The organism is Aggregatibacter kilianii (genome assembly GCF_003129965.1).
GTDB lineage: Bacteria > Pseudomonadota > Gammaproteobacteria > Enterobacterales > Pasteurellaceae > Aggregatibacter > Aggregatibacter kilianii_A.
This window is the reverse complement of the sequence record NZ_NRCJ01000014.1, coordinates 55,575-69,415: the sequence shown is the minus strand read 5'-3', so window position 1 is coordinate 69,415 and position 13,841 is coordinate 55,575. Positions and strand designations below refer to the sequence as shown.

The 13,841-nt window shown below is 36.4% G+C and carries 15 protein-coding genes; 8 read left to right on the top strand and 7 right to left on the bottom strand.

Annotation, left to right across the window (positions count from 1 at the left end; genetic code table 11):
• The 8 genes from tssI to DK430_RS10830 form a co-directional block, all read left to right on the top strand.
• Nucleotides 1-2,039 (top strand): type VI secretion system tip protein TssI/VgrG (tssI, locus tag DK430_RS10875; protein ID WP_162616840.1); only part of this gene is annotated, 2,039 nt, incomplete at its 5' end.
• Nucleotides 2,040-2,060: 21 nt separating this feature from the next.
• A complete protein-coding gene (locus DK430_RS10870; protein WP_109079084.1) occupies nt 2,061-2,429 on the top strand; it encodes a hypothetical protein in 369 nt (122 codons plus the stop codon).
• Nucleotides 2,430-2,437: 8 nt separating this feature from the next.
• Nucleotides 2,438-2,731 carry a DUF4176 domain-containing protein gene (locus tag DK430_RS10865; RefSeq protein ID WP_109079083.1) on the top strand — a complete coding sequence of 98 codons (294 nt, stop codon included), beginning with the start codon at nt 2,438-2,440 and terminating at the stop codon, nt 2,729-2,731.
• 683 nt (nt 2,732-3,414) lie between these two features.
• Nucleotides 3,415-4,425 (top strand): contractile injection system protein, VgrG/Pvc8 family, encoded by a 1,011-nt coding sequence (locus tag DK430_RS13315; protein WP_239496815.1) that lies wholly within the window; start codon nt 3,415-3,417, stop codon nt 4,423-4,425.
• Nucleotides 4,426-4,606: 181 nt separating this feature from the next.
• Entirely contained in the window at nt 4,607-4,795 is a 189-nt protein-coding gene (locus DK430_RS10845; protein WP_109079081.1) for a hypothetical protein, read from the top strand.
• Between the two features lie 56 nt (nt 4,796-4,851).
• A complete protein-coding gene (locus DK430_RS10840) occupies nt 4,852-5,220 on the top strand; it encodes a hypothetical protein (RefSeq protein WP_162616839.1) in 369 nt (122 codons plus the stop codon).
• Between the two features lie 164 nt (nt 5,221-5,384).
• Nucleotides 5,385-5,819 (top strand): hypothetical protein, encoded by a 435-nt coding sequence (locus tag DK430_RS10835; RefSeq protein WP_109079079.1) that lies wholly within the window; start codon nt 5,385-5,387, stop codon nt 5,817-5,819.
• Between the two features lie 115 nt (nt 5,820-5,934).
• Complete coding sequence (locus DK430_RS10830) at nt 5,935-6,294, top strand: hypothetical protein (protein ID WP_109079078.1); 360 nt, start codon at nt 5,935-5,937, stop codon at nt 6,292-6,294.
• A gap of 673 nt (nt 6,295-6,967) precedes the next feature.
• Here the strand turns inward: DK430_RS10830 and DK430_RS10825 are convergent.
• The 7 genes from DK430_RS10825 to DK430_RS10795 all read right to left on the bottom strand — a co-directional run bounded on the left by DK430_RS10825 (nt 6,968) and on the right by DK430_RS10795 (nt 13,840).
• Nucleotides 6,968-8,758: a pilus assembly protein TadG-related protein gene (locus DK430_RS10825; protein WP_109079077.1), complete on the bottom strand. Its 1,791-nt coding sequence runs from the start codon at nt 8,756-8,758 to the stop codon at nt 6,968-6,970.
• Between the two features lie 30 nt (nt 8,759-8,788).
• Nucleotides 8,789-9,370, bottom strand: coding sequence for a tight adherence pilus pseudopilin TadF (gene tadF / locus DK430_RS10820; RefSeq protein WP_109079076.1), 582 nt, complete (start codon nt 9,368-9,370; stop codon nt 8,789-8,791).
• Nucleotides 9,371-9,471: 101 nt separating this feature from the next.
• Nucleotides 9,472-10,047, bottom strand: a complete 576-nt coding sequence (locus tag DK430_RS10815) for a TadE/TadG family type IV pilus assembly protein (protein ID WP_109079075.1) — start codon at nt 10,045-10,047, stop codon at nt 9,472-9,474.
• A 14-nt stretch (nt 10,048-10,061) separates the two neighbouring features.
• The gene (locus tag DK430_RS10810) at nt 10,062-10,823 is read right to left on the bottom strand and encodes a tetratricopeptide repeat protein (protein WP_109079074.1); all 762 of its coding nucleotides are present in this window, start codon (nt 10,821-10,823) and stop codon (nt 10,062-10,064) included.
• Nucleotides 10,813-11,679, bottom strand: a complete 867-nt coding sequence (locus DK430_RS10805; RefSeq protein ID WP_109079073.1) for a type II secretion system F family protein — start codon at nt 11,677-11,679, stop codon at nt 10,813-10,815. Before DK430_RS10805 ends, DK430_RS10810 begins: the two co-directional genes overlap by 11 nt.
• The gene (locus DK430_RS10800) at nt 11,676-12,560 is read right to left on the bottom strand and encodes a type II secretion system F family protein (RefSeq protein WP_109079072.1); all 885 of its coding nucleotides are present in this window, start codon (nt 12,558-12,560) and stop codon (nt 11,676-11,678) included. Before DK430_RS10800 ends, DK430_RS10805 begins: the two co-directional genes overlap by 4 nt.
• On the bottom strand, nt 12,560-13,840 hold the full coding sequence (locus DK430_RS10795; protein WP_109079071.1) for a TadA family conjugal transfer-associated ATPase: 1,281 nt from the start codon (nt 13,838-13,840) through the stop codon (nt 12,560-12,562). The genes DK430_RS10800 and DK430_RS10795 overlap by 1 nt, the downstream gene beginning before the upstream one ends.
• Nucleotide 13,841 lies beyond the last annotated feature (1 nt).

Genomic DNA, 13,841 nt, shown 5'->3' with positions numbered 1-13,841 from the left:
GCCTCATTCTCACCGATGACGCTGAAACATTGGACCCTGAAAAGGCGGCATTCATTCCTTATAACGTCAATAAAAACGCACAATTGCAGGAAAAATGTATTACGACATTTAACCGAAGTGAACGGGTGCGTCCATCTCAAGTCAGTCTAAAAGACTACACATTCAAAAAGCCGAATTGGGCGGCGCAATTTGATGCAACGGCAACGGATGCGGAAAATCAGCGTAGCGGTTATGAACACTATGACTTTCCGGGGCGTTTCAAAGATGCAAGAGGAAAGCAATACAGCCAATATCGGCTGGAGAGTTTAAGACAGGATGCGCATTTAGGCTGGGGGGAAAGCAATAGCCCCGCATTACATCCGGGCACCTTATTCCACCTGCAAAATCACCCGAATGACGCGTTAAACACCTTCTGGCAATTAACGGAGATAGACTATCGCGGACAACAGCCGCAGTCTTCGGAGCTTGAGGCGGGCGACAAAAGCACAACGCTGACCAATCGCTTTTCTTTTATTCCACGCAACCAAACTTGGCGCGCGCCGCAACAAACCAAACCGCGCGTTGACGGTCCGCAAATGGCGATTGTTGTGGGACCTGCGGGAGAAGAGATTTATACGGACAAATACGGGCGAATCCGCGTGCAGTTTTTGTGGGACAGAGAAGGGCAATACAACGACCACAGCTCGTGTTGGATACGGGTGACACAGCCTTGGGCGGGAAAAGGTTGGGGCATGATGGCGATACCGCGAATCGGACATGAAGTATTGGTAGATTTTCTGGAAGGGGACCCGGACCAACCGATGGTGACGGGTCGTACCTATCACGCCAATATGCCGCTACCGGCAGGTTTCCCGAATGCCAAGCCACAAATGGATTTAATGTCACAAACGCATAAAGGCGGCGGTCATAACGGGATTATGATGGACGACTCGACTAACGGACAGCGCTTAAACCTGCATGCCCAACGTGACATGAATACGATAGTGAAAAATAACCGTAGCACGACGGTGCAAGGTAATCACACGGAAACGGTGGTAGGCAATCAAAGTATTCAGGTGAATAAGACCCGTTATAAAGAGGTGATGGGGGATGAAAGCACCAGTATTGAACAAAATGCGATAATTAATGTGGGCAAAGAATATAAATTGTTGGTGCAGGGCAATGTCTCCATTGAATCGGTAGAAAATGACATCAAACTATCAACGGCAGAGGCGAAAATTACCTTATCCCATGGCGGAAATATTGATATTGAGGGGAAAGCGATTCAGTTTAATGGCGAGGCGGTACATTTGAATCCGAGGGTTGAGGAAGAAAGTGAAAACGCGGAGATGAGTGAGGGGAAAGCCGCCCAAGGTGACGTGTCTAAGGCTTGGACATTGACAAAAAATGCATCTTCTGATGGATATATCCATAATAATCAAAATGGCGTTGATTCAAAAGCAACAGCATTTACAGCTACATATGATAAAAATTCTAATGGAAGTAGCGTATCTGCAAAACTACTTGATATGTCTATAGACGGCAAATATTTAGGTGTGGAATCAAAATTGCTAAATGTAAATGGATATGGTGCACTTGGAAATGGGACAGTCGCTTTAGGTGCAAATGTAACTGGAGCAGAGATTGTATTTAAAGGCAAGGTTGGTGATGAGGATTTAGGTTTCAAAGGAGAGCTAAGAGGAAGCACCGGTAAGGCTGGAGCAGGTTTTAGAATTCAAGGGCATGGCGGTGAAAAAAATATATATGGAGCTGAGGTCGGAGGTGAATTAAAATCTATGGCTTCCGAAGTAGAGGCTAAAGGTGAGCTTTTGACCCGCTATTTTAATGTTAAGGGGGGGGTGTCAAAAAGTGCTGGATCTATAGGTGGAGATTTGTCAGGAAAAGCATTGGCTGATGTGGATAAAGGTTCGATCACTGTTGGAGTGGCAGGGAAAGCTGCAGTTTTGTTAGGTCTTGGAGCTGATGTTGAGGCTGAACTTAACTATAAAAATATTTGCCGTGATATTGATTTGTGTAATGATTTCTTTGGATTAGATTAAATTAAATGTTAAGGAAGTAAATTGTTTGGTTTCGTATTTTCAATTCTTATCGCTCTCGGCGTCTTATTTTTTAGAGGAAAATTTGTAATAAAAAGAGTTGTTGTAGTAACTTTCATATTTTTCTTAGTGGAGTATTTATTTGCAAAATTTATTTCCTTTTATCCTAAAGAAGAAGTAATGATATATAGAGAAACTATAAAATATTCTGTTGTTTTATACTTTGAATTTTTAGTGAATTTGCTATTTATTTTTATGGTTAACAGAATTATTTTTCTTCTTGAAAGTGGTGATTTTAAATGGAAACGGCTATTAGTATTTTATGAAAAAGTCTATTTGTGTGTTTATATTTTAGGTAATCTTTTGATAAATTATGGTGTTTGGTTAAATTAGGAGATAGTATGTTGCCGTTAGGAAGTGTTGTTAGGTTAAAAGACAGTATAGAGAATGCTAAGCTGCTTATTATTGCTCGTTTGGTTGTTGTTGAACGAGATGGAGTTGAGGGGTATTTTGAGTATGCCGCCTGTCCTCATGCAATAGGAGCTAATGAAAAAGTATTTTTTTATTTTAATGAGGAAGATATATTGCATATTTATTTTAAAGGGTATGTGGATGAAATTGAATTAGAATTAAATCAATTACACGAAGATACAATAAGAAAAACTAAATTGCCCAGACTAAAAATTAGAAAATAGGTATGGGCACTACTTTTATATAAATATAGGTCAGTTAGTTTACTAAAACTATCTGTTACTCTAATGAATAGGTTTATTTATAAGCTTTCTTAAAAGTGCGGTCAAAATTTCTAGCGTTTTTGTAAAAACACTTGGAAAACTGACCGCACTTTTGTATTTGGAATTATATAAATAGGCACCAGCATGGAGATAGGTACTATCTTAGGGGATTCATTTTAATGCTTAGTTTTATATTAGGTTCTATTCTTATTGTTTTTATTACCTCTCTATATAAGCGAAGGTTAGTTGTTGTACTGTTACTTATTTCCTTGTTTATAACCGTTAATTTAATACTTAACTCACCTTCTTTTAAGGAAAGTTATAAATATGCTTATGAATTAACAATGCTCTTAGCAGTCTTATTTTTACATACTTTTGAGGTGATAGCTTATCCTTTAATGATAAAGTTTGTTTTGAGAGATAATGTATATACAGAGTATTTTACAAAAGGATTTATATGGGTCGGGACAGGAGGTAGTATTTTTGCATTATATATGTTCTTTATAAAAGGAGTTATTTATAGTTGAATCAGCTAAAAATAGCGATAGCTGAACAAATAAAGTAAAAAGTGCGGTTAAATTTTTTGGTGTTTTTAGTTAAGAGAAATACCTTAAAAACTGGCCGCACTTTTAGTATTCAGACTATTGAAAATAGGACAACACTGCCTCATTCTCACCGATGACGCTGAAACATTGGACCCTGAAAAGGCGGCATTCATTCCTTATAACGTCAATAAAAACGCACAATTGCAGGAAAAATGTATTACGACATTTAACCGAAGTGAACGGGTGCGTCCATCTCAAGTCAGTCTAAAAGACTACACATTCAAAAAGCCGAATTGGGCGGCGCAATTTGATGCAACGGCAACGGATGCGGAAAATCAGCGTAGCGGTTATGAACACTATGACTTTCCGGGGCGTTTCAAAGATGCAAGAGGAAAGCAATACAGCCAATATCGGCTGGAGAGTTTAAGACAGGATGCGCATTTAGGCTGGGGGGAAAGCAATAGCCCCGCATTACATCCGGGCACCTTATTCCACCTGCAAAATCACCCGAATGACGCGTTAAACACCTTCTGGCAATTAACGGAGATAGACTATTGTGGACAACAACCACAGTCTTCGGAACTTGAGGCGGTGCATTTGAATCCGTCGTTTGAGGAAGAAAGTGAAAACGCGGAGATGGGTGAGGGTTCGACAGCGGATGGTGAGAGTTCGGCAGACGGCGGAGAGGAAGGAAATGAATTTCTTGGTGGTTTGATGGCGGTCGGGATGCTGGCTGCGGCATTGGCAACTCGGGGGAAGGTGAAACTGAAAGGGAAGCCTGCTGCAAGCACTGATATGTCAAAATTTGGGTCTTATCGTCCTAATAGGGAATTGCCTAGAGATAAACATGGTAATAATATTCCTGATACAAATGTACCACATACCCAATTAGGAACTAAAAAAGGGAGAGATGGAGATTATACGCAACCAAGGGAATGGGGATATGATAGTAACGGAAAGTTAGTGCCTAGAAGAGATATTGATTTTACGGATCATGGAAGACCTAGTAATCATCCAAATCCTCATCAACACAGATACATAGAAAACCCGACAGGAGGAACTATGAAAAGAAGTAAAAAACCAGAGCCATTGGGGGATGTAGAAGAATGAATACTATTGAGTTTGATATAAGTGAATATGATGATTTTCCATTTTTAGATTTTTTTACAAAGTCAATGGTTCATCTCTTAATTGGAAAATATCCTATTTATATTGTGTCGGCAATGAAGCCTCTAATATAGATATTTTATCTTTAGAAAAGAAAATCAATGAGTTAACAGATGGTTTATATATGTCTGGAGTGGAGTTTTTTAAAATATTAAGTAATATCTATCAGATTTATGATATTACAATGACTGCAATGGATAAAAATGAAGAATTATTTACCTTGGATATTATTGATGGAGGTTTTATTTCTTTAAAATATAAAGATAATTGGATTGTTGATAAAATAAATATAATTATTAATTCAATAAGTTAATAATATGTAATACAGGTGGTATATTAAGATAACGAAAGATCATTGGGTATGACAGAATGAAGAAAATACAAGGAAATATGTGGATTAATGAGCATAAATATGAACTCAAAGAACTACTGAGAAAAGTTCCGGAAAATAATTGGAATTGGTATATCTACGAATTTAATGGTATTGGCACGGCTCCTAATAATCTGGATATGCCCTCGTTTGAGGAGATGGTACTATCTTTAGATACTGGCTATTTAATTTCATGGAGTGATTTAAAAGAGTTAGCATATTCAATAGATGATATTGACACTTTTTTAGCTGTTGCATCTTCAGGAGTTAACTCGTATGAGAAAATTAGAGCTCATGATTTTGTTGATTTCTTTTGTAAAATTGATTTATTTGATAGTTCTAGCTGGGAAATTATAATTAATAACTAAGCTTATAATGCGTGAAAGAACAGAGATCGTTGAACAAATAAGGTAAAAAGTGCGGTCAAAATTTTCGGTGTTTTTAGTAAAGAAAAACATTTGGAAAACTGACCGCACTTTTGTATTCAGGATAGGTATTAGTGTAGACGCTGGCTTTATCATAGGGGTATGGGATGAATAAATTCTTAACTAATGATGAATTATCTAATTTGGTCAATCAATTAGGTTTTAAAAAAGTATATAACGTGATTGATGAGAATGGAAAAGAAATTAAAGATATATTACAAGATATAATATATTTGAAACCAGGAATGGCAAACCCTGTTTCTGATGAACTGGTTAATAAGATAGGTAACAACCATATGGGGGGTTATTTTGTTGAGTTTGATTGGGTTATTGATTTTTTAATAACGATCTTGGAGAATTCGTCTTCTAATAGATCAAGAGCAATTTGCATTCTTTCAATACTAAATGATCTTAGCTATTTTGAAATTATAGAAAAATATTCTCATAAAACTGACATTGATAAATTTAAATTTGCTCTGAGAAATAAACTTGATATGTATTCTGACAAATTTTTTGAAGATAAAGTAAAAAATTTATCTTAGTTAGTTAAGCAATACTTTTGTATTTAGAATTATATAAATAGACACTGGTGTGGATGCTGGTGCTATCGTAGATGTAATGATTTCTTTAGATTAAATTAAATGTTAAGGAAGTAAATTGTTTGGTTTCGTATTTTCAATTCTTATCGCTCTCAGTGTCTTATTTTTCAGAGAAAAATTTATAATAAAAAGAGTTGTTGTAATAACTTTTATATTTTTCTTAGTGGAGTATTTATTTGCAAAATTTATTTCTTTTTATCCTAAAGAAGAAGTAATGATATATAGAGAGACTATAAAATATTCTGTTGTTTTATACTTTGATTTTTTAGTTAATTTGCTATTTATTTTTATGGCGAATAGAATTATTTTTCTTCTTGAAAGTGGTGATTTTAAACGGAGGTGGCTATTAGGATTTTATGAAAAAGTCTATTTGTGTGTTTATATCTTAGGTGATCTTTTAATAAATTATGGTGTTTAGTTAAATTAGCATACGGTCAATGTTATGGTTATTTGCCCTCAAAATTCATCTGAAATTTCGACCGTACTTCAATACCCAAATTGGTAGAAATATGTCATCAAGCTGACTATCGAATAAAGTAGCAATCTGATGACTAAACTCAAAGTCGGCCCCCTTTGCCTGATTTAATCGCTTATGGCAAAGAGATTGTGCTAGGGTCTTTCATGTCCGACGTAGCAAATCATGGTTAAATAAGCCTCATTTTCTTCAATGGCAATTTCAGTCATGCCATCCGCGACCAAGCACAGCAAAACGAATGGCGCGCAAATTCACAGTATAACGTGGAAATTATCCCCACAACCGTTAGTGGACACATCATCACAACCTCCGAATCCATAATTCAAAAAACTCTCAATGATGCCAAAATACGTCCGTGTTGACGACACTTTGATTAACGGTGATCTCCTGTTAAATGAGTTGGAACTCATTGAACCCGCGTTGTATCTGGATAGAGCAGAGGCGGCGGAGAGGTTTGTTGAGGTGTTGAAGGAATATATAAAGAGACAATGAAAAGTGCGGTCAGTTTTAAAAGCGTTTTTCAGATTGAAAAAACGCGTGAAATTTTAACCGCACTTTTATAGGGAAAAAGAAAAACCGTCTTTGGGGAAAGACGGTTTTTTGATGAGTACTTACTTTATTGGAATAATTTTGGTTTTTGTGAAGAGGAACGACCCACTTCTTCTTCAATACTGACGATTTGTTTGAATGTATTCAATAAATCCCCCCGTTTTCTAGCTTCATGATAATTCTTCTTCTTATCAATAACACACTGTTCCCATGCATCTGCCTGCTCTTTTGACGGGGTATATCCAAATGCAATAAAGTGAATTTCCGTGTTTTGTAGTGGGTAACGGGTATCTTGCAATGTATTTACTTTATTTCTAATAGCATTACATAAGTCAGCATTTAATAATGACAATAATGTATTAGGTGTTGGCGCATTATCTATACCATCAGATAATACGATCATGATACGACGCGTATTTACACCTAATGTTTCAGGTGAAGCCTCTTTCTTTTGGTTAGTATCCATGAATAACTCAGTGCCAATAATCATACCTGAGGATGCCGCAGTACCACCTTGAGGATTAATTTTGTCTAATGCATCAGCAACTTTGTTGTTATCTTGACTAAACCAGGCTTGGGTTGTTTTTTTATCAACATTACCTCCTAAACAATACATTCCATCCTCAAACTTATAAGGATAATCTGTTTTTTTACCAGGTTTAAATTCTTCAATTTGCTTAATTGTTGCCGTAACATCAATAGCCTTATCAAACATAAGTTCTATAGTCGACCATAAACTTATTTGTGTTCCCCATTGTGGGATTTTTTGTGCTAGTGCTCTTTTTAATATAGTATCTGGCTGAACTGGGCTTAGAGTTTCACAAGCATTTACTACGTTACCTGCGGCTAATTTTTTCCTTCCGCAATTTGAAAAGTTTAAGCGGGTATTTAACCGAGACTCATCCCCTGCCCAGACACGTAATTTTAGAGGTGTTGTTTTTAGCTTATATGGTAAAACGCATTTTCGTGTTTCGTCCCTTTCTCTGGCACCCTCTGCAAAGGTCGTAAATCCTATCCGGTTAAATGGGCTAACATTAATTTCAGACTTCTCCGGATTTTTGGGTAATAGAAGATCTGCAATTTCTCTCACTGATTGGCGAAGCTCAGTGATTTTTCTTTCACTGTCTATATTAGTTTTTTTGCCGTTAATATCGTCTTTCATAGAACCTGAAAAGTCGCTAACTAACATTATTTCCAGTGGAATAGCAAATTGTTTTTCCTTAACGGCATAAGCTTGTCCTGAATTAACCGCTAAGCGCCCATCCTTTAGCTGTCCGGGGGTGACTAATTCATGGCTCCAAGGAAGAATAAATTTACGTTGAACGGTACCTTGCACAGTACAGGCAACTTCTTTTTTTCGACCATTTTGACCGTAATCGGTATCGACTTCTTTACATTCAGCTAAAAAGTCATTTGGAATGGTTATTGGCGAGCTATTTTTGTTTGATAAACTATCGTCAGAACGAAGATAAAGTTTTACTAAACCTTGCACTAATTGTTGGTTACGTTTTTCAACTTGAGCATCTAAGGTATTAAAAGGTGAGCCATTTTTCTCTGCCTCTGCTTTCTCTGCGGATACATCTTGTGTAATTAAGTCGTTATGTTTGTCAAGTCGATCTTTTTCTCGGCTACGGTTTTTATTGTCTTCTGTAATTAACAATAGAGTAGCTTGATCGGTTGCTTGAGCTAAACGGGCTCTATCTAGCAACGCACCTGTACCATCGACGGTAAAAGCAATTAAAAATAGTAGAGGAAACGCCAGTAATGCGGTCATTACGACATATACCCCTTGTTCATTTTCGTAAAACTGTTTAGCTGTTCGTAATAAAGACTTAGTTAGTTTATATTTGTTTTTCATAAAGTTACCTCAAATGATAGCGTTGTTAGCTTAACGAGAGACGGCTAGAGATGAAGAGCTAAGCAAACCAAGGGACTGGTTTTCTTTCTTCACGATTAGGCTTTGGAAAAGACTCCCTACTTCAACGCAAAGGGTGACCTGATATAAAGGTACTTTTCTCTGATTGGCTACTTCGGAGAATGGTGATAAATACGCTAAATCATTGTTTAATTTTTTATATGGTTGGCAATTTGGCATATTAGATTGGCTTTCAAAGGAGCCAATGCCACCATCTTGCCACCAGCGTTCCAGTACAACACCTACTTGTTTATCACTTTCTGCATTACCAAACAATGTCAGTTTTGCCAATTTTTCAAAATCTTGTAAGTCTTTTGTTTCAAGCTTTTTCATTCCTCTGTCATTACCATATAATTGAGTCCGCTGACGCAAGATATTAACGAGTGAGTAAGTCGCATTATCCAGCTTACCTTGCGTGGTACGTACGATGACAAAATCTGCAAGAAAAGCAAAAATAAACAATAAAAGTATTAGCATAAAAACAAATTCAATGGTGACAGCACCTTTCTTATTGCTAATAAAATTCTTAGTACGGGATAAAAAATGATTTTTCATATTTTTTTACCGATTTAAATCCTAAATTAAAGTATTTATCGTCATTTATAACCATAAATGAGTTGGTGATTTAACCGCCATTTCTATTACCTGAATTGAAATTATCTATTACCACCTGGTCGGCCTTCAAATTCTTGTACAGTAATGACTTCGCGTTTTAGTACATGATTTACAATATCAGCCGATAAGAACGGTAATGTCAGAAACCTGTAGTTATAATCTAAAGTGTAAACTGCAAGGGTCGCAGAAATACCGTTAGCAGGTGCGATAATATTACCTTTATTATCCTTTTGCGGCTGTCTAAATTTATTTGCTAATAAGGCATTGATACATCCATTTTGTTGTTGGCAATCCACATATTTAACGCTAATCTGCACACCTTTTTTACCGTCTTTACTTGGTGCATCTATTCTCGCTAAATAGCTCATTACAGAACTTTCTTTCATCACAGCCTGTTCTTTCAATGCTTTTTCAAAAGCCTCTGCGTAGTTGCCTCCGGATGCCTCTTGGTTTTTTGCGATCCTTACGCTTTCAGTTATTGCCAAATCCCAGTAAGCAGCGGTAATAGCCACACGGCAAAATTCTAAAATTAAGCATACAACAAAGAAATAAAATACAACCGTCAAGGCGAACTCGACGGTTGATACTCCTTTCTTATCCGATAGGAATTTTTTCATTAGAAGACCTTATATTATCTTGCGATGTTGCTTGGCACACGTTCAGTTTTTTTCAAAGCATTAATTAAATCATCAGGTGAACTATTAATGTTTTCTTTAACAATAATGTCTTTTGCATAGTCAATATCGTTGTTTTTTACTAAAGCAAAAACCAAGTTATGTACTAAACGTTGTTCTCTGACACCATTTAAATATTGAGGTAACAATAAAGAAACGGCATTGCGATAATCTCCGTTAACAATGCTTAACATAGCGAGATTGTTTACTGCTACGGCATCATTTAAGAAATATTCACGCGCTTTATTAATATCTTCACTGGCTTTATTCGGATTCCCCATTAAAGCATAGGTTACGCCACGAAGATTATAGACTTCACCATTTTTGGGTGATGTTGCCAATAAACTATTTTCAACTTCTAAGGCTTCTTGATAGCGTTTAAGTTGGTTCAAATTTCTGGCTTGTAAAATTTTAGCTTTCTCTGTTAGCTGTCCGCCATTGGTAAGTAATGGTTTTAAGTAGAGTAGGGAAGAATTACTGTCGCCTTTCTTATAATAAATTTCAGATAGTTTATAACGAGTCAGCGGGTCTTCTTTATTTTTAAGCACATCACGATACATCGCGATTAATGCATCGTTATTATTGGTACTTTGATAAAGTGTTTCCTTTGCGGTTACTTTATCTGCACTTAATGGTCTTTTGTTAAGTACAGCAGAACAAGCGGTAACAGATAAGATCATGCTACACAATAGAACATTTTTAAGAGATTTAGAATACATGTGGAAATACCCTCATTATACCTGGAGCTAAGATTAAGATAATAATTGGAAACATAATAAATAGAATTAAAGGAATACTCATTTTTGCTGACAGAGTACCAAGCTTTTCTTCTATGGCTAGTAATTGGAGTTCTCTAATATCAGAAGATAATTGAATCAACTGATGATAAATAGAAGAACCAAAGTTCAAACTTTGTTGCATTACAGTACAGAACATTCTGATCTCTGTTGTTGGTAAGGAAATCGATAAATCCTGTAATGCTTGCGACATGCCCGTGATTTCTGATTTACGAATAATACGCAACATAACATATGTTAAATCAGGGTTCAGAGTTTTAAAATCTGTGGCAACTTGTTTTAATGCGGCCTCAATACTGATACCTGTTTGTACGTTAACTGCCACTAAATCAATAAAACCGGCTAAATCATTCATGATTTTTTTAATTTTACTTTTTAAAATAGAACTAATTAAAATCCCGGGAATAATAATAGTGACAACTAGTATTGTTAGAAAACCTATCAGTAAGGATGAACTATCCGGTGAACCACCATTTAGCAAATACAAACAATAGATTCCACAGAACACCATCATGATAAGGAGTTTTACTTTTATATTTTTATCAACAATACCCAGAGCTTTTAAAACAGGGTTGTTGTTAATTAATAAAAGTTCAAGCTCAATTTGCTGTTTGGTTTTACCTTTGTTATCTTCATCTTCATTTGTGTCCTTAGGTCTTTCTCCCATGATAACTTCCCGACTATGCAGGAATTTTTTTCTGGCTGAAAGGGCTGCAAATAATATGATAAAACCAAAGATTGCTAATAGTGCATAAGATAGTAGTAACTTAAGTGTCATGTCGACTTCCTCATTAACCACCAAATGATTCCCATACCGAAAAGTTCGCTTCCGAAAACATAGTACAAGACGTACCTACCACTCGGATCATTAATTAAGAAATCAAAATTCTCAGGCATGGAAAACTGCATGAAAAAGAAAAAACCAACCGGGAAACAAGCTACGATTATTGCTGACATCCGAGCTTCAGATGTCATTGCCTTCTTTTTCTTTTCCATCTTATTACTATCGGCAATTACACGACCTAATCGTGAAATTACCTCTCTAATTTGTCCCCCTTTACTCAGGTTAGTACGAACGATAGTAATGAAAAAATAAAATTCCTTATATGGATAACGGCTATAGCTATCTTCAAAAACAGTCATTGGATCTTCACCTATAGCAAGGCGTTTATGAATGTTTTTGAATTCTTCTCCCAGTTGACCGGTTAGATCTTTGCCACAACGTTCTAGTGCTTGCAATAAACCGGCACCGGATGTTGCTGCTGCATTCAGGATTTGAATTACTTCAGGAAACATAGCATTAAATGTTTTTCTATTGCGATGTTGCCCAAGCTTCCAAACAAATAAAAGAAAACCAACAGTAAAGAATAAGCAGAAAACTAATCTATCTACATGAACATAAGCAACATTAATTATAAATAGTGTAAAAAATGCCAGACAGCTTATAACAATATTACGAATTAAATTTTTCTTATCTCCACCGGTAAAATAGTAATACCATAGGATAACTCTGCTTTTAACTCCCTTAATAAAACTTGCGGTTTTACTAATGGAAGCATCATATTGGTTAATTTTCCTTTTGGTCGAAAACCAACTACGTAAGGTAGCTATTAATAATAGCGCCCCCATAGATAGCACGGCATAGAACAAATAATCCATTATTCAACCTCTCCGAAAATACTTTGTAATTCGGCACTTAGATTAAATACTTGTGCATTTTGGAAAACGACAGAACGGGTTAATAAACCATGATTAACAAATTCTCCAAGAATTTTACCGTTCTTATCACGATATTTACTTGCTTTATAGGAAAAAATATCCTGTAAAACGATTTGTCCATTTTCCATTCCCATTATTTCAGTGATATTCATAATTTTTCTTGAACCATCATTTAAACGGGAGGCTTGAACAATAATGTTAACTGCCGAAGCAATGTTTCGGCGAATTGCCTCTAAAGGTAATGTCGCATTAGACATCATCACCATACTCTCTAAACGAGAGGTTGCATCGCGTGGACTATTGGCGTGCAGGGTTGACATAGAACCATCGTGACCGGTATTCATCGCTTGTAGCATTTGGAATGCCTCACCGCCACGACACTCACCCACAATAATACGTTCCGGACGCATACGTAAGGCATTGATTACCAAATCCTGCATACTAACTTCGCCTGTTTTTTCAACACCGGCAAGACGGGTTTCTAAACGCACTACATGTGGCTGTTCTAATCGTAATTCTGCCGTATCTTCTAACGTAATAACCCGCTCGCTATGGGAAATATAATTAGATAATGCATTAAGTAAGGTTGTTTTACCGGAACCTGTACCACCGGACACAATAATGTTTACTCGTGATCTGGCAGCAATAATCAAAAAATTTGCCATTTCACGAGTCATTGAGCCGAAGTTTACAAGTTCTTGTAGTGTTTTCTTATTCTTACTGAATTTACGAATTGAAATCGATGTACCATCTAATGCGATTGGCGCAATAACCACGTTTAAACGGCTACCGTCCGGAAGACGGGAGTCAACTAAAGGACTTCCGTCATCAATGCGACGACCAACGCGAGCAACCAGACGTTTCGCAATATCGGTTAATTGCTCATTACTTACAAAAGTTTTATTGGTTTTTTCTAAGATACCCGCACGTTCAATCCAGACATCGTCAGGACCGTTCACTAGAATATCATTGACGGTATCATCAGCCATGAGATCACGTAATGGTCCATAACCTTCAATCTCATCAGCAACAATCTCTGCCATCACTAATGTGTCGGCAGAAGTTAAGTAAGTGCCGCTTTTATTAGAGACACGATTAACAATCTGAACCAGTTCGTTTACCAGTAAGTTTCTTTCACTTTGAAGTTCATCAATCTTTTCTATATCAAGATTGCTGAGTACTTCTGTTCTAAAGAATATTTGTTGTTCTTTGGTCAGCATG